17 protein-coding genes are annotated in these 20,355 nt (G+C 70.8%); 7 read left to right on the top strand and 10 right to left on the bottom strand.

What is annotated here, in order from left to right; genetic code table 11:
- Positions 1 to 39 precede the first annotated feature (39 nt).
- Positions 40 to 924, top strand: coding sequence for an NUDIX hydrolase (locus SRB17_RS20975; protein WP_153540835.1), 885 nt, complete (start codon positions 40 to 42; stop codon positions 922 to 924).
- On the top strand, positions 921 to 1,751 hold the full coding sequence (locus tag SRB17_RS20980) for an MBL fold metallo-hydrolase (RefSeq protein ID WP_153540837.1): 831 nt from the start codon (positions 921 to 923) through the stop codon (positions 1,749 to 1,751). Before SRB17_RS20975 ends, SRB17_RS20980 begins: the two co-directional genes overlap by 4 nt.
- A gap of 12 nt (positions 1,752 to 1,763) precedes the next feature.
- Here SRB17_RS20980 and SRB17_RS20985 read toward each other — a convergent pair whose 3' ends face one another.
- Together SRB17_RS20985 and SRB17_RS20990 are read right to left on the bottom strand one after the other, a co-directional pair.
- Entirely contained in the window at positions 1,764 to 2,585 is an 822-nt protein-coding gene (locus SRB17_RS20985; protein ID WP_153540839.1) for a nucleotidyltransferase domain-containing protein, read from the bottom strand.
- A gap of 128 nt (positions 2,586 to 2,713) precedes the next feature.
- A complete protein-coding gene (locus SRB17_RS20990) occupies positions 2,714 to 3,388 on the bottom strand; it encodes a Crp/Fnr family transcriptional regulator (protein ID WP_094218401.1) in 675 nt (224 codons plus the stop codon).
- A 276-nt stretch (positions 3,389 to 3,664) separates the two neighbouring features.
- Between SRB17_RS20990 and nth the strand changes: the two genes are divergently transcribed.
- The 3 genes from nth to SRB17_RS21005 all read left to right on the top strand — a co-directional run bounded on the left by nth (position 3,665) and on the right by SRB17_RS21005 (position 6,741).
- Positions 3,665 to 4,675, top strand: a complete 1,011-nt coding sequence (gene nth / locus SRB17_RS20995) for an endonuclease III (RefSeq protein WP_323376007.1) — start codon at positions 3,665 to 3,667, stop codon at positions 4,673 to 4,675.
- A gap of 54 nt (positions 4,676 to 4,729) precedes the next feature.
- Entirely contained in the window at positions 4,730 to 5,425 is a 696-nt protein-coding gene (locus SRB17_RS21000) for an NUDIX hydrolase (protein ID WP_153540841.1), read from the top strand.
- A 116-nt stretch (positions 5,426 to 5,541) separates the two neighbouring features.
- On the top strand, positions 5,542 to 6,741 hold the full coding sequence (locus tag SRB17_RS21005; protein ID WP_323376008.1) for a MarP family serine protease: 1,200 nt from the start codon (positions 5,542 to 5,544) through the stop codon (positions 6,739 to 6,741).
- Positions 6,742 to 6,775: 34 nt separating this feature from the next.
- On the opposite strand, the gene SRB17_RS46450 is transcribed toward SRB17_RS21005, so the two are convergent.
- The 6 genes from SRB17_RS46450 to SRB17_RS21030 all read right to left on the bottom strand — a co-directional run bounded on the left by SRB17_RS46450 (position 6,776) and on the right by SRB17_RS21030 (position 15,069).
- Positions 6,776 to 6,955: a hypothetical protein gene (locus SRB17_RS46450; RefSeq protein WP_228396150.1), complete on the bottom strand. Its 180-nt coding sequence runs from the start codon at positions 6,953 to 6,955 to the stop codon at positions 6,776 to 6,778.
- Positions 6,956 to 7,157: 202 nt separating this feature from the next.
- Complete coding sequence (locus SRB17_RS21010; protein WP_153540843.1) at positions 7,158 to 8,078, bottom strand: alpha/beta fold hydrolase; 921 nt, start codon at positions 8,076 to 8,078, stop codon at positions 7,158 to 7,160.
- On the bottom strand, positions 8,075 to 8,563 hold the full coding sequence (locus tag SRB17_RS21015) for a phage holin family protein (protein WP_153540845.1): 489 nt from the start codon (positions 8,561 to 8,563) through the stop codon (positions 8,075 to 8,077). The genes SRB17_RS21010 and SRB17_RS21015 overlap by 4 nt, the downstream gene beginning before the upstream one ends.
- Before the next feature lie 147 nt (positions 8,564 to 8,710).
- Positions 8,711 to 10,153 (bottom strand): Na+/H+ antiporter NhaA, encoded by a 1,443-nt coding sequence (nhaA, locus tag SRB17_RS21020; RefSeq protein WP_323376047.1) that lies wholly within the window; start codon positions 10,151 to 10,153, stop codon positions 8,711 to 8,713.
- Between the two features lie 204 nt (positions 10,154 to 10,357).
- The gene (gene acs / locus SRB17_RS21025; RefSeq protein ID WP_323376009.1) at positions 10,358 to 12,313 is read right to left on the bottom strand and encodes an acetate--CoA ligase; all 1,956 of its coding nucleotides are present in this window, start codon (positions 12,311 to 12,313) and stop codon (positions 10,358 to 10,360) included.
- A gap of 116 nt (positions 12,314 to 12,429) precedes the next feature.
- Positions 12,430 to 15,069, bottom strand: coding sequence for a SulP family inorganic anion transporter (locus SRB17_RS21030; RefSeq protein WP_153540849.1), 2,640 nt, complete (start codon positions 15,067 to 15,069; stop codon positions 12,430 to 12,432).
- 264 nt (positions 15,070 to 15,333) lie between these two features.
- On the opposite strand from SRB17_RS21030, the gene SRB17_RS21035 reads away from it, so the two are divergent.
- On the top strand, positions 15,334 to 16,608 hold the full coding sequence (locus SRB17_RS21035; protein WP_153540851.1) for a hypothetical protein: 1,275 nt from the start codon (positions 15,334 to 15,336) through the stop codon (positions 16,606 to 16,608).
- 81 nt (positions 16,609 to 16,689) lie between these two features.
- On the opposite strand, the gene SRB17_RS21040 is transcribed toward SRB17_RS21035, so the two are convergent.
- On the bottom strand, positions 16,690 to 17,682 hold the full coding sequence (locus SRB17_RS21040; RefSeq protein ID WP_194294076.1) for an ATP-binding protein: 993 nt from the start codon (positions 17,680 to 17,682) through the stop codon (positions 16,690 to 16,692).
- Positions 17,683 to 17,783: 101 nt separating this feature from the next.
- On the opposite strand from SRB17_RS21040, the gene SRB17_RS21045 reads away from it, so the two are divergent.
- Positions 17,784 to 18,608 (top strand): Fic family protein, encoded by an 825-nt coding sequence (locus SRB17_RS21045; RefSeq protein WP_153540854.1) that lies wholly within the window; start codon positions 17,784 to 17,786, stop codon positions 18,606 to 18,608.
- Between the two features lie 441 nt (positions 18,609 to 19,049).
- Here the strand turns inward: SRB17_RS21045 and SRB17_RS21050 are convergent, their stop codons facing one another.
- Positions 19,050 to 19,880 carry an HAD family hydrolase gene (locus SRB17_RS21050; protein WP_153540856.1) on the bottom strand — a complete coding sequence of 277 codons (831 nt, stop codon included), beginning with the start codon at positions 19,878 to 19,880 and terminating at the stop codon, positions 19,050 to 19,052.
- Positions 19,881 to 20,355: the final 475 nt, after the last annotated feature.

Below are 20,355 nucleotides of genomic sequence, written 5' to 3' on the forward strand. Positions count from 1 at the left end.
CCTCTCGAACATTCGCCCTACACGGGATAGCCTCCGCCCATGGCGAACGGTCAGTGGTACCCCCCGGAGTGGCCGGACCGCATCCGCGCCCTCGCGGACGGCACCCTCACCCCGGTGTCCCCCAGGCGTGCGGCCACGGTCCTGCTCCTGAAGGACACGCCGGACGGTCCCGTGGTCCACATGCTGCGCAGACGCGCCTCCATGGCCTTCGCCGGAGGCGCGTACGCGTATCCCGGGGGCGGTGTGGACCCGCGCGACGACGACCGTACGGTGCGCTGGGCGGGCCCCACGCGCGCGTGGTGGGCGGACCGGCTGGGTGTCGACGAGTCGGGCGCCCAGGCGATCGTCTGCGCAGCCGTACGGGAGACGTACGAGGAGGCGGGTGTCCTGCTCGCCGGGCCCGACGCGGAGTCGGTCGTCGGTGACACCACCGGGGAGGACTGGGAGGCGGACCGGGCCGCGCTGGTCGCGCGTGAGCTGTCCTTCGCCGAGTTCCTGGACCGGCGCGGACTGGTGCTGCGCTCGGACCTGCTGGGTGCCTGGACCCGCTGGATCACCCCTGAGTTCGAGTCCCGCCGCTACGACACCTGGTTCTTCGTGGCCGCCCTGCCCGAGGGCCAGCGCACCCGGAACGCCTCCACGGAGGCCGACCGCACGGTGTGGATCCGTCCCGCCGATGCCGCCGCCCGCTACGACAAGGGCGAGCTGCTGATGATGCCGCCCACCATCGCCACCCTGCGCCAGCTGCTGCCGTACGCCGGCGCCGCCGAGACGCTCGCGGCGGCCCCCGGGCGCGACATGACGCCGGTGCTGGCCCGCGCCCGCCTCCAGGACGGCGAGATTGTCCTGTCCTGGCCGGGGCACGAGGAGTTCACGAAGCACATTCCGACGGCTCCGACGACCAGCGGTGGAGGCCCCGCATGACCGACGCAGCAACCCTGCCGGGCCAGCCCCGCGGTGCGGCCCTCTCGGGTCCGGCCACCGAACGGGCCGTCAACGTCCTCGCGCCCAACGCCTCCGCGATGACCCTGGACGGCACCAACACCTGGATCGTCGCCGAGCCCGACTCCGAACTCGCCGTGGTGATCGACCCGGGCCCGCTGGACGACGGCCATCTGCGGAACGTCATCGACACCGCCGAGACGGCGGGCAAGCGCATCGCCCTGACCCTGCTCACCCACGGCCACCCCGACCACGCCGAGGGCGCCGCCCGTTTCGCGGAACTGACCGGCACGCGCGTGCGTGCCCTCGATCCGGCGCTGCGCCTGGGCGACGAGGGCCTGGAGGCCGGGAACGTGATCAGCGTCGGCGGCCTGGAGCTGAGGGTCGTCCCCACCCCCGGGCACACCGCGGACTCACTCTGCTTCCACCTCCCGGCCGACCGGGCGGTGCTGACCGGCGACACCGTCCTCGGGCGCGGTACGACGGTCGTGGCACACCCGGACGGCCGCCTGGGCGACTACCTGGACTCCCTGCGCCGACTGCGGTCCCTGACCGTGGACGACGGCGTGCACACCGTCCTGCCCGGTCACGGGCCGGTGCTGGAGGACGCCCAGGGCGCCGTCGAGTTCTACCTCGCCCACCGCGCCCACCGGCTCGCCCAGGTGGAGACGGCGGTCGAGGACGGCTACCGCACCCCGGCCCAGGTCGTCGCCCACGTGTACGCCGACGTGGACCGCTCGCTGTGGCCGGCGGCGGAGCTGTCGGTACGCGCCCAGCTGGATTACCTGAGCGAGCACGGGCTGATCTAGCCCCGGTCCCGGCTAGTCCGGTCGGGGCGCCTTGACGCCGTGCACGCGTGCGTACTCGCCGGCGAGCCAGGGGCCGAGGTCGTCGACGTACGTGCGCAGCACCTCCGGGTCGCCGACGGGCTCGTAGCCGTATTCCGCCGCCGTACGCAGCTGTGCGCCCCGCTGTGGGTAGTGGGCGGCGAACGCCTCCGCCATCTCCAGCAGGTCGCTGGTCCAGCCGTTCCAGCGCGGCATGACGAGCGTGAAGCCGGTGCGGACGAGGTGGCGGGACATGAAGCGGACGAGGGGGCGCCGGGCCTCCTCCGTGCCGGCGGTATCCGCGATCCGCTTCCGCCAGCGGGGCAGCACCAGGGCCAGGTCGCCGTTGGTCTCACGGGCGAGCAGGGAGTCGGGGCGGTAGCGCGGCAGGTACTCGGCCAGGTCCTCGCCGAGCAGCGGGGTGCACAGACAGGCCACGAACCAGCCCAGGTCGTACCGCTCCGGCTCACTCAGCAGCCGGTCCCGGCCGTAGAGAAGCGTGCCCACCCCGTCGATCTGCGGGAACTCCTTGTCGAGGGCCTCTCCGAGGGCCCGTACGGCGTCCCGGTCGCCGTCGGAAGGCTCCTCCCGCAGCACGACGAACAGGTCCAGGTCGCTGCGCCCCAGGCGCGCGGTGCCGCGCGGGATCGATCCGTAGAGGTAGGCGCTGTGCAGCCGCGCCTCGAAGGCGGCCGACAGCCGGTCGCGCGCTGCGGCCACGACCGGGCGGAAGGCGGTGGGCACGCGCGCGAGGGAGCCTTCGCGCGCGATGAAGCCCTGGTCGTCGAGTCCGGGCCGACGGATCGTTTCAGCCATGGGGCAACTGTGCCGCCTGTCATGCGGACGTGCGGCACATTTTCGGCGCGCCGGCACCCCCGGGCGGCGGCGACAGCGGGGCCCGGCTCGCGAGAAGCGGACCCGAGGTCGTCCGGCAGGGACCGGCGTCAGCGCGAGCGCTTGGCCAGCCTCTCCACGTCCAGCAGGATCACGGCCCGCGCCTCCAGGCGGAGCCACCCGCGCTGGGCGAAGTCCGCCAGCGCCTTGTTCACGGTCTCGCGCGAGGCGCCGACCAGCTGGGCCAGCTCCTCCTGCGTGAGGTCGTGGACGACGTGGATGCCCTCCTCGGACTGCACGCCGAAGCGGCGCGACAGGTCCAGCAGGGCGCGCGCCACGCGGCCGGGGACGTCGGAGAAGACCAGGTCGGACATGGCGTCGTTGGTCTTGCGCAGACGGCGGGCGACGGCGCGCAGCAGGGCGCCGGCCACCTCGGGGCGGACATTCAGCCAGGGCTGGAGGTCGCCGTGGCCGAGACCGAGCAGCTTGACCTCGGTCAGCGCGGTCGCGGTCGCCGTACGGGGGCCCGGGTCGAAGAGCGACAGCTCGCCGATCAGCTCGCTGGGGCCGACGACGGCGAGCATGTTCTCGCGGCCGTCGGGGGAGGTGCGGTGCAGCTTGACCTTGCCCTCGGTGACGACGTACAGCCGGTCCCCGGGGTCGCCCTCGTGGAAGAGGGAGTCGCCGCGTGCGAGGGTCACCTCGCTCATGGAGGCGCGAAGCTCCGCGGCCTGCTCGTCGTCGAGAGCCGCGAAGAGCGGGTTGCGCCGCAGAACGTCGTCCACTGAGTTCTCTCCTTGTCGACCTGCTCAGGGGATCTTGCTCCCCCGAGTGCCAGGGGACCGTGTTCCCCATTTTGCCGGACGGTCCAAACAGTGTGATCTGTCACAAGGATGCCGCACAGGTGTCCCGAGGTAAGAGTCAGGGGTCCAATCGGGGGCCGATCCTTCGCGTCCGGGGCGGATGTCGGTGGAGGGCTTTAGGCTGGCCGGGTGTCCAAATCGCCGGTGAGAGCACAGGCCTAGGGGGCTTAGCGGGTGGTTGTACGTCGGGATTCCGCTGTGGGCGAACAGGGCTCCGGCGGTAGTGAGAAAACCGGAAAAACGGCAAAAAAGGCCACGCCGACCAAGAAGGCGGCCGCGACCAAGAAGGCGGCCTCGGCCAAGAAGACAGCACCGGCCAAGAAGGTCGCCTCCGCAAAGAAGGTCGCCCCGGCCAAGAAGGTCGTGGCGACCGGCGAGGCCGTGGCCCTGAAGAAGGCGGCGCCCGCCAAGAAGGTCGCCGTGCAGCCGCCGACGGACGAGTCGCGCACCGCCCTGGTCCGCCGCGCCCGCCGGATCAACCGCGAACTCGCCGAGGTGTACCCGTACGCCCACCCGGAGCTGGACTTCGAGAACCCGTTCCAGCTGCTGGTCGCCACCGTGCTGTCGGCCCAGACCACCGACCTGCGCGTCAACCAGACCACCCCGGCGCTCTTCGCGAAGTATCCGACCCCCGAGGACCTGGCCGCGGCCAACCCGGAGGAGGTCGAGGAGATCCTGCGCCCCTGCGGGTTCTTCCGGATGAAGACCAAGTCGGTCATGGGGCTCTCCAAGGCTCTCGCGGAGCAGTTCGGCGGCGAGGTGCCCGGCAGGCTGGAGGACCTGGTCAAACTGCCCGGCGTCGGCCGCAAGACCGCCTTCGTCGTGCTCGGCAACGCCTTCGGGCGGCCGGGGATCACCGTGGACACCCACTTCCAGCGGCTGGTGCGGCGCTGGCGGTGGACCGAGGAGACCGACCCGGACAAGATCGAGGCGGCCGTCGGCGCGCTTTTCCCGAAGAGCGAGTGGACCGACCTGTCGCACCACGTGATCTGGCACGGCCGCCGTATCTGCCACGCCCGCAAACCCGCCTGCGGCGCCTGCCCCATCGCGCCGCTCTGCCCGGCCTACGGCGAGGGCGAGACCGACCCGGAGAAGGCGCAGAAGCTCCTGAAGTACGAGAAGGGCGGCTTCCCCGGCCAGCGTCTGAAGCCCCCGCAGGCCTACCTCGACGCGGGCGGCAGGCCGGCCCCGCCACTGGGGGCCGCGTGACGGAACGATCTCGGGGTCCTCGGGCGTTGGACAGGCAGAGCGACGGGGGTGGCGATGGCGAGGGCCAGTGAGACGCGGGGCGGTGCGGTGACGCTGAGCAAGGAGGGGCTCCCGGAGTGGCTGGCGCCCGTGGTGCGCGCCGCCGAGACGGTCGAGCCGCTCCAGCTGAGCCGCTTCCTGCCGCCGGAGAACGGCTCGGGCCGCAAGTCGGCCGTGCTGATCCTGTTCGGCGAGGGCGAGCGCGGCCCGGAGCTGCTGCTGATGGAGCGCGCCGGCTCGCTGCGCTCGCACGCCGGGCAGCCCTCTTTCCCCGGCGGCGCGCTCGACGCCGAGGACGGCGATCCGCACACCGACGGACCGCTGCGGGCCGCGCTGCGCGAGGCCGAGGAGGAGACCGGCCTGGACCCGGCCGGTGTCCAGCTCTTCGGTGTGCTGCCCGCGCTGTACATCCCGGTCAGCGGTTTCGTCGTCACGCCCGTGCTCGGCTGGTGGCGCGAACCCAGCCCCGTCGGCGTCGTCGACCCCAACGAGACGGCGCGGGTCTTCACCGTCCCCGTGGCGGATCTCACGGACCCCGCCAACCGTGCCACCACCGTCCACCCCAGCGGCCACCGAGGCCCGGCATTCCTGGTCGAATCGGCCCTGGTGTGGGGCTTCACGGCCGGGGTGATCGATCGCCTGCTGCATTTCGCGGGCTGGGAGCGCCCCTGGGACAGAGGGAAGCAGGTCCCACTCGACTGGCGGTCATGACAGGGTGATCCCGTGCGTTGTTTCCCGGGGGACGCTGGGTCCCTGTGCCACTGCGTCGCGGGCCGGCCCCCCGGCCGGGCTGCGGGGACCGGAGTGAGTAGGCGAGGCCTGAAGCGGTGAACGTGCTGGACATCCTGTTGCTGATCGCTGCCGTGTGGTTCGCGGTCGTCGGCTACCGCCAGGGCTTCGTCGTCGGCATCCTGTCGGTGATCGGGTTCCTGGGCGGCGGCCTCGTCGCCGTGTACACGCTGCCCGTGATCTGGGACGCCGTGACCGACAACGCGGACGTCGGCACCACCGCCGCCGTGGTCGCCGTGGTCGTCGTCATCGTCTGCGCCTCCGTCGGCCAGGCCCTGACCACCCACCTCGGCAACAAGCTGCGCCGGTACATCACCTGGTCCCCGGCCCGCGCCCTGGACGCCACCGGCGGCGCCCTGGTCAACGTCGTGGCCATGCTGCTGGTCGCCTGGCTGATCGGATCCGCCCTGGCCGGCACCACCCTGCCGACGCTCGGCAAGGAGGTCCGGGGCTCCAAGGTGCTGCTCGGTGTCTCCCGGGCGCTGCCCGCGCAGGCCGACACCTGGTTCGCGGACTTCTCCTCCGTCCTCGCGCAGAACGGCTTCCCCCAGGTCTTCAGCCCGTTCGCCAACGAGCCGATCAAGGACGTCCAGCCGCCCGACCCGGCCCTCGCGAACAGCCCGGTCGCCGTGCGCGCCCAGCGCTCCATCGTCAAGGTGACCGGCACCGCCCAGAGCTGCGGCAAGGTCCTGGAGGGCACCGGTTTCGTCTTCGCCGACCGCCGGGTCATGACGAACGCGCACGTCGTCGGCGGCGTCGATGCGCCCACCGTGCAGATAGGCGGCGTGGGCCGCAAGTACGAGGCCAAGGTGGTCCTGTACGACTGGAAGCGCGACATCGCCGTGCTCGACGTACCCGACCTGAAGGCGAACGCCCTGCGGCTCTCCGCTCAGGACGCGGCCGGGGGCGACGGTGCGATCGTCGCGGGCTTCCCGGAGAACGGCTCGTACGACGTGCGCGCCGCGCGCGTGCGCGGGCGTATCACGGCCAACGGCCCGGACATCTACCACCGCGGCACCGTCCGCCGCGACGTCTACTCGCTGTACACGACCGTCCGCCAGGGCAACTCGGGCGGCCCGCTGCTCACCCCCGACGGCCGGGTGTACGGCGTGGTGTTCGCCAAGTCCCTCGACGACGCCGAGACCGGTTACGCCCTCACGGCGGACGAGATCCAGCGCGACATCCAGCAGGGGCGTACGGCGAACGAGCAGGTGGGTACGGACAGCTGCGCCCTGTGACCCTCCGGACGGCCTGCTGCCCCCGGAGGCGGGGTCAGCCGCGCGGGTGACGCAGACGCACCGAGACCCAGCGGGCCCGGCGGCGCAGGATACGCGGGATCCCCACGCGGAGGTCTCCTTCCGCGAGTTGCGGATTGCCTCGCTGAGACGTGTTCACACCGGCGCCGGAGCGGCGGTTGCGGGGTGCGTCACTGTAGTCGTGCGTCCAGCCCATACCCCGACGTGTGCCCCTGCCCGAAGGTCGATAACCGCCTGAGCGCCGCCCAATTGGCCTATGCGGCAGGCATGTGGCCGTTCGGGGGACAACTGTTCAGGAACCGGATACTCCACGCATCGAACCGTCACCGCACGGTCACCGGCGTCCATCACCGATACGGGTGAACATCACCGGAGTTCCCGGCGGGCGCGGGCCTGCCTCACCGGTCCGGCTCGGGATCCTTGAGCCAGTTCACGAGTTCCGTGGAGAAGGCCGCGGGATCCTCCTCGTGCGGGAAGTGACCGAGGCCGTCGAACAGGCGCCAGCGGTACGGCGCTTCGACGTACTCGCCCGATCCGGCCGCGCTGCGGGTGCGCGTCACCGGGTCCAGCGAGCCGTGCAGATGCAGGGTGGGCACCCGCACCGGCCGTTTCATCCTGCGGTTGAACTGGATGCCGTCCGGGCGGGCCAGCGAGCGCACCAGCCAGCGGTACGGCTCGATCGAGCAGTGTGCCGTCGACGGGATGCACATGGCCCGCCGGTAGGTCTCCACCGCCTCGTCCTCCGGCGGCTGGGGTCCGGACCAGTCCCGGATCAACCGGCCCACCAGCGCACCATCGTCCGCGGTGAGTTGACGCTCCGGAATCCACGGCCGCTGGAAACCAAAGATGTAGGAGTTGGCGGCCGTCTGCCGGGCGTCCCGCAGCATCGCCGCGCGCCAGCGCCGCGGATGCGGCATCGAGACGACCGCGAGCCGCCGGACGAGCTTGGGCCGCATCGCCGCTGCCGTCCACGCCAGATAGCCGCCCAGGTCGTGCCCGACCAGGGCCGCGTCCGGCTCGCCGAGCGAGCGGATCACGCCGGTGACGTCGAGCGCGAGGTTGGCGGGGTCGTACCCGCGCGGCGTGCGGTCGCTGCCGCCGACGCCCCGCAGGTCCATCGCCACCGCCCGGTAGCCGGCGTCGGCGAGCGCGACCAGCTGGTGCCGCCAGGTCCACCAGAACTGCGGGAAACCGTGCAGCAGCAGCACCAGGGGGCCGTCGCCGAGCTCGGCGATGTGGAAGCGCGCGCCGTTCGCGGCGACGTCCCTGTGTGTCCAGGGACCTTCGATCCGTACGACCGAGGGGGCGGGGTCCGTCATGACGACGAGCGTGCCACAGTCTCGATGGCCGCGGGGGCCCGGTCCTCGGGCAGCTCGGCGCGCGGGTGCGGCTTGGCGTTCTGCAGCACGCCCGCCGTCTCCTTCATCGAGGCGGCCACCTTCTGCGGGCCCTGGCCCTTCTTGGCCTTCTTCGCGAACACCAGGCCGATCAGCGCGAGGAGGGTCGCGATGACCACGTTCGCCGCGAAGGACAGCACGAAGCAGATCGCCAGGTTCCAGCCGCTCCAGGTCCGGATGCCGTAGGCGAGGGCGAAGTTGAGCATCGGGAGCGAGAAGACGAGCAGCACCAGGGCCGCCGTGAACGCGCCGCCGCTGACCGCGCCGCGCTTGACGTCCTGCTTCAGCTGGGCCTTGGCCAAGGCGATCTCGTCGTGCACCAGCGCCGACAATTCGGTCGTCGCCGAGGCGAACAGCTGGCCGATGCTGCGTTCGGCGCCGACCGGGCTGCCGTCGGGTGCGCTCATCGCGTTCTCCCTTACGAGGTCTCTCATGCCGCGGGGCGTGCCGTGCCGTCGTACCGCTCGTACTGCCGTCGTACCGCTCGTACTGCCGTCGTACGCGGCCGGCGGGCCCGCTCGTGTGGCCGTCTGGTTTTGTACCGTCTCGTCAGATCATGCCGGACGGTCGTCCTCCTCGCCTGCCCCGCCCGGGACTTCCTGAAGCCCGTGGCGCGTGGCGGCGGCCTTCTCGGCGGCGATCCGGCGGTGTTCGGCGGCCTTGCGCTCGTGGATCCCGGCCATGCGGAGGTGATAGGCCGGGTCGTCCTCTTCGTACACGTCCGGTATGCCGTCGAGGTCCTCGTCACGCTCCTCTTCCTCGCACAGCCTGCGGTACTTGGTGTTGCGGATCTTCAGCAGCGTCGTCGCGCACAGGGCCGCGAGCACCGATCCGATGAGGACGGCCGCCTTGACCTCGTCGGTGAGGACGGCGTTGCCGGCGAAGGCGAGTTCACCGATGAGCAGGGAGACGGTGAAGCCGATGCCGGAGAGGGAGGCCACGGCGAAGACGTCGGCCCAGGCGAGTTCCTCGCTGAGGGAGGCGCGGGTGAAGCGGACGGTCAGCCAGGTGCCGCCGAAGATGCCGATCGTCTTGCCGACGACCAGGCCGAGGACGACGCCGAGCGTCTCCGGCTTGGTGAACACGTCCCCGAGTGACCCGCCGGAGACCTTCACCCCGGCGCTGAACAGCGCGAACATCGGCACGGCCAGCCCGGCCGAGAGGGGGCGCACCAGGTGCTCGATGTGCTCGCCCGGCGAGTGCTGCTCGCCCTCCCGGGGGGAGCAGCGCAGCATCAGGCCCATCGCCACCCCGGCGATGGTGGCGTGCACGCCGCTGTTGTACATCAGCGCCCAGATCACCACGCCGAGCGGCACGTACACGTACCAGCCGCGTACGCCCTTGCGCAGCAGCAACCAGAACACCACCAGCCCGGCGGCGGCGCCGCCGAGCGCGGCGAAGTTCAGCCGGTCGGTGAAGAAGATCGCGATGATCAGGATCGCGAAGAGGTCGTCGACCACCGCGAGGGTGAGCAGGAAGGCGCGCAGGGAACTGGGCAGGGAGGTGCCGATGACCGCGAGGACGGCGAGCGCGAAGGCGATGTCGGTCGCGGTGGGCACCGCCCAGCCCTGCGTCGAGCCGTGCCCGGTGAGGGTGGTGAGGGCGTAGACGATCGCGGGTACGACCATGCCGCACAGCGCGGCCGCCACGGGCAGTACGGCCGCTTTGGGGTCGCGCAGGTCCCCGGCGACCAGCTCCCGCTTGAGCTCGATGCCGGCGACGAAGAAGAACACCGCGAGGAGTCCGTCGGCGGCCCAGTGGGCCAGGGAGAGGTTCAGGCCGAGCGCGGCGGGGCCGAGGTGGAAGTGGCTGACGGACTCGTAGCCGTGGTGCAGGGCGGGGATGTTCGCCCAGATCAGCGCCGCCACGGCGGCGAGAAGCAGCAGAACACCGCCGACGGTCTCGGTCCGCAGCGCGTCCGCGATGAAGGCCCGCTCGGGCAGGGACAGACGTCCGAGGACCCTACGAGGGGCTTTTGGGGTACGGGGCGCGGCCACGGGGACCTCCGGTGGATAGGCAGGACGGCTCATCTCGCCGACCAGACTTCCCGGCACACCCTTGGCGTGTTCTTTACGCTTTACTTAGCTTACCTAAGGTTGCTTGATTGCTCAAAAGGCGCGGCCCGGGACCGGTGCTCCTCACGCTAGACGCAGAAGGGGCACCCGGCCCATCGGCCGGGTGCCCCTTGGGGCAGTGCCCGCTCAGTCCTCGCTGGGAGCGGCCGGCAGCTTGGCCTGGATGAGGTCCATGACCGTGCTGTCGGTCAGCGTGGTGACGTCACCGAGCTGGCGGTTCTCGGCCACGTCCCGCAGCAGACGGCGCATGATCTTGCCGGAGCGGGTCTTGGGCAGCTCGGCCACCGGAAGGATCCGCTTGGGCTTGGCGATCGGGCCGAGCGTGGCGCCCACGTGGTTGCGCAGCTCGCCGACGAGCGTCTCGTTCTCCGCGGCCGTACCGCGCAGGATCACGAACGCGACGATGGCCTGGCCGGTGGTCTCGTCGGCGGCACCGACGACGGCCGCCTCGGCGACCGACGGGTGGGAGACGAGCGCCGACTCCACCTCGGTGGTGGAGATGTTGTGCCCGGACACGAGCATCACGTCGTCCACCCGGCCCAGCAGCCAGATGTCGCCGTCGTCGTCCTTCTTCGCGCCGTCACCGGCGAAGTACTTGCCCTCGAAGCGGGACCAGTAGGTGTCGAGGAACCGCTGGTCGTCGCCCCAGATGGTGCGCAGCATCGACGGCCACGGCTCGGTCAGGACCAGGTAGCCACCGCCGCCGTCGGGCACCTCGTTCGCCTCGTCGTCGACCACGGTCGCCGAGATGCCGGGCAGCGGGGTCTGCGCGGAGCCGGGTTTGGCCTCGGTGACGCCGGGCAGCGGCGAGATCATCATCGCGCCGGTCTCGGTCTGCCACCAGGTGTCCACCACGGGCGTCCGGTCCGCGCCGATGTTCTTGCGGTACCAGACCCACGCCTCGGGGTTGATGGGCTCGCCCACCGAGCCGAGGACGCGCAGCGAGGACAGGTCGAACTTGGCGGGGATGTCGTCGCCCCACTTCATGAACGTCCGGATCGCCGTCGGCGCGGTGTAGAGGATCGTGATCTTGTACTTCTGCACGATCTCCCAGAACCGGCCCTGGTGCGGGGTGTCCGGCGTGCCCTCGTACATGACCTGGGTGGCGCCGTTGGCCAGCGGGCCGTAGACGATGTACGAGTGCCCGGTGACCCAGCCGACGTCGGCCGTGCACCAGTACACGTCCGTCTCCGGCTTGAGGTCGAAGACCGCCCAGTGGGTGTACGCCGTCTGGGTGAGGTAGCCGCCCGAGGTGTGCAGGATGCCCTTCGGCTTACCGGTGGTGCCGGAGGTGTAGAGGATGAACAGCGGGTGCTCCGCCTCGAACGCCTCCGGGGTGTGCTCGGCGGACTGCCGCTCGACCAGCTCGTGCCACCACACGTCCCGGCCCTCGGCCCACGCCACGTCCTGGCCGGTACGGCGCACCACCAGCACATGCTCGACGTTGTCGACCTTGGAGATCGCCTCGTCCACGGCCGGCTTGAGCGTGGACGGCTTGCCGCGCCGGTAGCCGCCGTCGGAGGTGATGACCACCTTGGCGTCCGCGTCCTGGATGCGGGTCGCGAGCGCGTCCGCCGAGAAGCCGCCGAAGACCACCGAGTGCGCGGCGCCGATCCGGGCCGAGGCCAGCATCGCGATCGCGGTCTCCGGGATCATCGGCATGTAGATGGCGATCCGGTCGCCCTTGCGGACTCCCAGCTCCAGCAGGGCGTTGGCCGCCTTGGAGACCTCGTCCTTCAGCTCGGCATAGGTGATCGAGCGGCTGTCGCCGGGCTCACCCTCGAAGTGGATGGCTACACGGTCCCCGTGTCCGGCCTCCACATGCCGGTCCACGCAGTTGTAGGCGACGTTCAGCTCGCCGTCCTTGAACCACTTCGCGAACGGCGGGTTCGACCAGTCCAGCGTCTCGGTCGGTTCCTTGGCCCAGGTCAGCCGGCGGGCCTGCTCGGCCCAGAAGCCGAGCCTGTCAGCCTTGGCCTGTGCATACGCCTCCGCTGTGACGTTGGCATGCGCGGCCAGGTCGGCGGGGGGCGCGAACCTGCGTTCTTCCTTGAGCAGGTTGGCCAGGCTCTCGTTGCTCACGACATCTCCCTCTCGAAGGGTGTCCGTTGTGTCCCAGGCCACAGCTCATCAGACGCGGGGGCCCGATGACAAGGGTGGTCGACAAATTGGTTTAGACCTGTCTTGGGGGTGGCCCTTCACTCCGGACCGCGCACCTCCTCCGCTGCGCCCCTGCGCTCTCTCACGTCCTCGAACACCTCCCCGGTCCGTCCGAGGAGATACGCCTGCGCCTCGCCCACGTGGAAGTACATTCCGTGCAACTCCAACGCCTGGGCCGCCAGCGCCCGCGCGACCGGGGCATGCTGCCGCAGGTGCTCCAGCTGCTGGACCACGTTGGTCAGGCCCAGCTCCTCCACCGCGTCGGCGGGCGCCCGCCCTGCCAGCCGGGGCCGGGCGCGCCGGTCGTCAGCCATCCGTTCCAGGCTCGGCAGGCCGTGCCGAAGCCACCGCCGCAACGGCGTAGCCACACCCTGGGGCTCGGCGGCCAGCAGCGCCTGCATCGCCCCGCACCCGGAGTGCCCGCACACCGTGATGGACCGCACCTTCAGTACGTCCACGGCGTACTCGACGGCGGCGGCCACCGACTCGTCGCCCTGCTCCTCGCCCGGCATCGGCACCAGGTTGCCGATGTTGCGGACGACGAACAGGTCGCCGGGACCACTCGCGGTGATCATCGACGTGACGACCCGGGAGTCGGCACAGGTGAGGAAGAGCTGTGCGGGCCGCTGGCCCTCCCGGGCGAGCCGTGCCAGCTCCTCGCGCACCAGTGGCGCGGTGTTGCGCTGGAACGAGCCGATCCCTCGGACCAGTTCATGCCCGGCGTCCCGTCCCACCGGGGCGGAGTCAGCCGCCGGGACGCAGGACCGGTGGTCCCGCCAGGGCGTCCAGGGCCGGCACCGGCACGCGGTGGCCGGGGTTGATCCGGTGGGCGTGGGCGGCGCGGGTGGTGGGGTTGATGCGGTGGGCGTGGGCGGCGCCGTTGGTGGGGATTGTTCGGCGGACAGGGGCGGATGGGTGGGCAGGGCCAGGCCGAGGGGCAGGGCCGGCTCGGTGGGCAGAGTTGGCTTGGTGGGTGGGGTTGGTTTGGTGGGTTGGGTCGGTCTGGTGGGCCGGGTTGGCTTGGTGGGTTGGGTCTGTTCGGTGGTCGGGGTTGGCCCGTTCGGCGGGTTTGGTCCGGTGGGCAGGGCCGGTTCGGTGGTCGGGGTCGGGGTCGGGGTCGGCCCGATATTCGGGATCGGTTCGGCGGTCCGGATTCTGCCGCGCCGGCCCGTCAGCTCGGCCGTACCGCCGCGCGCGGTGTGGGAGCTGCGCCAGTCCTGCAGTGACTCGTACGCCGCGTGGTCGATGAAGGATCCGTCCAACACCACGACGACGTGGGCGCCTTGGGGTACGAGATGCAGGAACCGGCTGAGCCGCGGCACCGCGAGGAACGTCAACTGGCCTCGGATTCTTACGTAATGGACTCCCTGCTTCTCTTCGTGGGTGATGCGGGTGCGGGCGAGGCGGCGCAGGGCGACGGAAACCGCCACGGCGACCCCGAGGAGCACGCCCTGCAGGACGCCGAGGAGCACCACGCCGAGTGTGGTCGCGGCGTAGACCAGCACTTCGCGGTGGCGCGTCACCGTGCGGATGTGGTGCAGGGACACCATCTGGATGCCGACGGCCATCACCAGGGCGGCGAGGGAGGCGAGCGGGATCTCCTCCAGGGTCGGGGCCATCAGCAGCGCGGCGACTACTACGAGAACGCCGTGCAGCATCGTGGAGTTCCGGCTCACGGCACCCGATTTGACATTCGCGGTGCTGCGCACGGCCACCCCGGCGACGGGCAGTCCGCCGAGCGCCCCGGAGACGATGTTGGCGGCACCCTGGCCCAGCAACTCCCGGTCCAGGTCGGAGCGGTCGACGCGGGGGACCGGGCCGGGGCGGGTCGCGACCAGCTTGTCCACGGCCACCGCGCCGAGCAGTGACTGCACGCTGCAGACCAGGGTGGTGGTGAGCACGGCGGCGGCCAGGCCCAGCGCCGGACCTTCGGGCAGTCCGGCCAGGGCGTGGCTGCGCCAGGACGGCAGGTCGACCCGGGGCAGGGTCAGACCGGTGAGGGCGGCCGTGGCGGTGGCCCCGGCGACGGCGACGAGGGCGGCCGGCGCGCGCCGGAGAGCCCGGCCGGTGCGGCCGGGCAGGCGGGGCCAGGCCAGCAGCAGCGCGAGCGTCAGCGCGCTCATCGAGACGGCGGCCGGATGCAGGTGCGCCAACTGGGCCGGCAGCGCAAGCAGGTTGGCGAGGACGGAGCTGTCGGGGCTGCCGCCGAGAACGATGTGCAGCTGGGCGACGGCGATGGTGATGCCGATCCCGGCGAGCATGCCGTGCACCACGGCCGGGCTGACCGCTAGCGCGCCGCTCGCCACCCGCAGGCAGCCGAGGCCGAGCTGGGCGAGTCCGGCGAGCACGGTGATGCCGCAGGTCGCCCGCCAGCCGTAGTGGTGGATCAGGTCGGCTGTGACCACGGTGAGTCCGGCGGCGGGGCCGCTGACCTGGAGCGGGGAGCCGCCGAGCCGGCCGGCGACGAGTCCGCCCACGGCGGCGGCGACGAGGCCGGCCTGGAGCGGAGCGCCGGTGGCCAGGGCGATACCGAGGGACAGGGGCAGGGCGATCAGGAAGACCGCGACGGACGCCGACAGATCGGCGCTTGCCACGGGGAAGCGGCGCCGGGGGCCGGGGGGCGGCGGGCTGTGCGGCGGGTGCGGGTGCTGGGTGTGCGGGGGTGCGCAGGCTGACATGGTCCCGTCTCCTCCGGGGCGGCGGGATGGAGTAATGCTTGGCAAAGGAAACGTAATGCCACGTAAAGGCCATGCATAACGTTCCGCGGCAAATGGCCTAATCGCTCCCTCTCGTGAGCGAACTAATCAATCGATCGGCTTGTCGTACTAATTCCTTCTCTGTCCCGTGCGACCTTGGCGCCACTGTCGGTTCAAGCCCGGCACATCACCAGAGAACGGCCCTCATCAGCGTTCGCCTGAGAGAAGGAAGAAGGTGGGCGGAACATGGCCGCCACCCACAGGATCGCCGTCGGCGCCATGGTCGCCGCGGCCTGTGCCTCGTCGCTCGCCGGTTGCGCGACCGGCCCCCACGGCACGAAGGAGGGAGCGTCCGGCCCGCGGAAGGGGGCCCCTGCGGCCCCGGCGCCCCAGAGCGTGTTCCGGCTGATCGGTGACGGATCCACGGCGTACACCGGTTCCCAGCCGCATCTGCCAAGACCCGAACGGCTGAAGCCGGGTCAGAAGCCGCCGCAGTTCGTGGTGTTCTCCTGGGACGGCTCGGGCGAGGACAAGCAGAAGCTGTTCTCGCACTTCCGTGAGGTCGCCAAGGAGAACCACGCGACCATGACGTTCTTCCTCAGCGGCGTGTACATGCTGCCGGAGGAGAAGCGCGACCTGTACAAGCCGCCCCAGCACACGCCGGGCAGTTCCGATATCGGCTTCAACGACGAGAAGGGAATCGCCGACACCGTCAGACAGGCACGGCTGGCCTGGCTTGAGGGCAACGAGATCGGCACGCACTTCAACGGCCACTTCTGCGGGCCCAACGGCGGGGTCGGCACCTGGTCGGTGGATGAGTGGAAGAGCGAGATCGACCAGGCCAAGCAGTTCGTGAAGTCATGGAAGGGCAACACCGGCATGAACAAGTCGGCCCCGCTGCCCTTCGACTACGACAAGGAGCTGATCGGCGCCCGCACCCCCTGCCTCGAGGGCCAGAAGAACTTCATGAAGGCGGCGCGCCAGTTGGGCTTCCGTTACGACTCCAGCGGGGTCAACAACCAGGTCTGGCCCAAGCAGAAGGACGGTCTGTGGGACCTGTCGATGCAGCTGGTGCCCTTCCCCGGGCACACCTACGAGCAGCTGACCATGGACTACAACTTCATGGTCAACCAGTCCGGCACCCAGACCCAGGGCGACCCGAACAAGTTCGACTACTGGGGCGACCAGATGCGCGACGGCCTGATCAAGGGCTTCTACCGGGCCTACGACGGCAACCGCGCCCCGCTGATCATCGGCAACCACTTCGAGTCCTGGAACGGCGGCACCTACATGCGCGCCGTCGAGGACACGGTGAAGGAGGTGTGCAACAAACCCGACGTGCGCTGTGTCTCCTTCCACCAGCTCGTCGACTGGCTGGACGCCCAGGACCCGAAGACCCTTGCGAAGCTGCGCACCCTGGAGGTGGGCGAGGCCCCCAGGCAGGGCTGGGCATCCTTCCTCACCGGCCGCCCGGCCCCGGCGCCCAAGGGCGTGCCCGGGGCGCCGGCGGTCAGGCCGTAGACGTCACCCGCAGGCCGTAGGTGCCACCCGCCGCCCGCAGGTGTCATCCGAAGCCGTACGTGACACCTGAAGCCGTGGGAGTCACACGGCCGTTGTGGCCTCCGCGCCGAGGCTTTCGCCCAGGACGAAGGCGGGGTCGACCTGTGCCGCCAGGTCGGCCCCGGTGCGCTCGTTGCCCCACGCCTCGGCGTTCTTCAGGTGGAAGTGCACCATCTGGCGGGTGTAGCGCTCCCAGTCCCGCAGCTCGTACGTGGCGTCCGCGGTGGTCCTAAGGGTATGCAGGGCGCGGGCGTTGGCCTCCTCCAGCAGGTCGAACCGGGGCGGCCGGCCCTTCTCCATGGCGCGCACCCAGTCCGAGCGCCCGACGGTCACGAGCAGGTCGTCCCCGACCTCCGCGCGCAGGAAGTCGATGTCGTCCTGTTCCTGGATCTTGTTGCCGACGACCTTCAGGGCGACGCCGAAGTCGCGGGCATACTCCTTGTACTGGCGATAGACGGAGACCCCCTTCCGGGTCGGCTCGGCGACGAGGAACGTCATGTCGAAGCGGGTGAACATGCCGGAGGCGAAGGAGTCCGAACCGGCCGTCATGTCGACCACGACGTACTCGTCGGGGCCGTCGACGAGGTGGTTCAGGAACAGCTCCACCGCTCCTGTCTTGGAGTGGTAGCAGGCGACCCCCAGGTCGGCGTCCGCGAAGGGGCCGGTGACCATCAAACGGACGGCGCCGCCGTCGAGTTCCACCGGGCGCGCGCAGGCGTCGTAGACCGGATTCGGCTCCCGCACCCGGACCAGCCGCGAGCCCTCGCCGGGCGGGGTCGTCTTGATCATCGTGGCGGCGGAGGCGATGCGCGGGTTGCTGCCGCGCAGATAGTCCTTGATCAGCGGCAGTCGTTCGCCCATGGCGGGCAGCGCGGCCGCCTCCGCCTCTTCGAGTCCGAGCGCGGGCCCGAGATGCTGGTTGATGTCCGCGTCGATGGCCACGACCGGGGCGCCGCCGGCCACGAGGTGGCGGATGAAGAGGGAGGAGAGCGTGGTCTTGCCGCTGCCGCCCTTCCCGACGAAAGCAATTTTCATGTTCACCAACAGTAGTCGGGTGATAGCTGTAAGTGTCATATGGAAGTGAAGAAGACCACTCCTTCGAGGGGTCGGCCGATGGGGTGCGTAGTGTCGTACTCATGAGTACGACAGGCGCGAACGCCGACCCGCTCGCGGCCCTGGGCTCGCTGCCCGGCGTGGCCGACTCCGTGGAATCCGTGCGCAAGGCCGTGGACCGGGTCTACGGGCACCGGATCATGCGGCGCCGCAGTGCCGAGATCACCTCCGAGGCGGCCCTGCGTGGGGCCCGCGGCTCAGCGGCGCTCTCCGGTGCCGACTGGGCCCTGGAGGAGGTGCGGCGGCGTACCGACTTCGGCGGCGATGCCGAGGCGCGCGTCATGGGCGCGGCCCTCAGGCTGTCGGCGGAGGCGGGACAGCTGCTGTCCATCTGGCGGCAGTCGCCCCTCAGGGTGCTGGCCCGGCTGCACCTGGTGGCCGCGGCGGGCAAGGGCGATGAGGTCGGCAGGCCGCGCCAGGCCGGCGAGCCGGTGGACGAACCCCTGATCGAGCTGCCGCTCCCGGACGTGGCGGAGGTCTCCGGACGGCTGGAGGGGCTCGCGGATCTGATCATCACGGGGACGTCCGCGCCCGCGCTCGTCACGGCCGCCGTGGTGCACGGTGAGCTGCTCGCGCTGCGGCCCTTCGTGTCACACAACGGCCTGGTCGCGCGCGCGGCCGAGCGGCTCGTGCTGATCGGCAGCGGCCTGGACCCGAAGGCGATCTGCCCGGCCGAGGTCGGCCACGCCGAACTGGGCCGCGCCTCCTACCTGGCGGCGCTGGACGCATACGTCTCCGGCACCCCCGAGGGCATGGCGGCCTGGATCGCGCACTGTGGCCGGGCGATCGAGCTGGGTGCGCGCGAGTCGGTGGCCGTATGCGAGGCGCTGCAGCGCGGCGCCGCCTGATAGGCCTCCCGGGAGCTGTCCCCGGACATGAATGCGGCGGTACGAGTCCTCGTACCGCCGCTGGCATGTCCACCGCGTTACCAAGCGTCCTCGATATCTGCCCATCAGGTCGGGGACTTTGCCCGTCACCTGGTGCGGCTGGCCCGTAATCGACGGGTCGACGTCGCGTGGGTGCCCGATGTCCATGCATGGTCCGTGGGGCCAACTGCGTAGTGGTAGGTGATCCTCTCGGATGTCCTTCGGTCTCGCGGGCCTAAGGCCTTTGTACCGCGAGCCGGGAGGAAGCGAAACCCCTGCCTCCGGCTCTTTACTTTTGGGTGCGAACAAGGGTGAAACGGGCGCAGATCGGACGGCGCTTCTGCGTCCGGCGGTGCTCCGGCCGGCACGTGGTGTTCCGGCGGTCAGGTGGTGTTCCGGCCGTCAGGCGGTGCGTGATGCCCGTCAGGCGGTGCTGCGGCGCCGGCTGGCGTACCACACGAGGCCGGCGGTCGCGGCCGCCGCTCCTACGGCCGCCGCCGCGACCAGTGCGGGGCGGGCCGGGACGGAGAACGTGGGCAGCCGCTTCTTCAGCGGGACCGGCCGGCGGAACTCCAGAACCGGCCACCCGCGCGCGAGTGCCTCGCGGCGCAGGGCACGGTCCGGGTTCACCGCGTGCGGGTGCCCGACCGCCCGCAGCATGGGCAGATCGGTCGCCGAGTCGCTGTAGGCGTAGCAGCGGTCGAGGTCGTAGCCCTCGGACGCGGCAAGCTCCCGGACCGCCTCGGCCTTGGTCGGGCCGTAGGCGTAGTACTCCACCTCCCCGGTGAAGCAGCCGTCCTCGCCGACGACCATCCGCGTGGCCACGACCCGGTCCGCGCCGAGCAGTTCGCCGACGGGCTCGACCACCTCCGCGCCCGAGGTCGACACGATCACCACGTCCCGGCCGGCCGCGTGGTGCTCCTCGATGAGGGAGGCGGCCTCGTCGTAGATGATCGGGTCGATCAGGTCGTGCAGGGTCTCGGCGACGATCTCCCGCACCTGCTGCACGTTCCAGCCACGGCACAGGGTGGACAGATACTCGCGCATGCGCTCCATCTGGTCGTGATCCAGGCCGCCGACCAGGAAGACGAACTGGGCGTATGCGGTGCGCAGCGCGGCCCTGCGGTTGATCAGCCCACCCTGGTAGAAGGACTTGCTGAAGGTGAGCGTGCTCGACTTCGCAATGACCGTCTTGTCCAGATCAAAGAAGGCTGCTGCGCGGGGCAAGGAGTGGTTTTCCACGCCCCAGAGCATAGGCGCCCACCATTCGGCGTAAGGTGGGGCGCGTGGGTTTGCCTGAGAGGGCTCTCGGGTACACCATGGAAGTCACGGATCGTTCGCGACCGTGCTAACCCGGTCCGACTCCTCCCCCCCCGAGTCGGCCGTGGGGACGACCCCCGCTCTCCCCCCCGGCGGGGGTCGTCGCATGTCCGGACGGGTTTTCTCCCTCCTCCCCTTCTTCCACGCGACCGCGAGGTCGGTACGACGCCGCCGCGGCCGCCGTTGCCGCGCGCCCGCGATCCGTTACTCCGGGTAATCATCGCGCTGCTCTGTGGAAGTCGCACAGGGATCGGTACAGAGGTCACCGGTATGGGTGACGGTGATATTCACAGCCCCCGAGTTGTCCACAGTTTTCGACCAAGATCCACATGATTTCACGGATCGCTGCACCGTGATTCCAGCGCGCTCGGCCACGGCGAGTTCATGGCCGGTTCCGATTGCCCGAGCG

The sequence above is a fragment of the Streptomyces sp. RB17 genome, assembly GCF_009604455.1.
Lineage (GTDB): Bacteria > Actinomycetota > Actinomycetes > Streptomycetales > Streptomycetaceae > Streptomyces.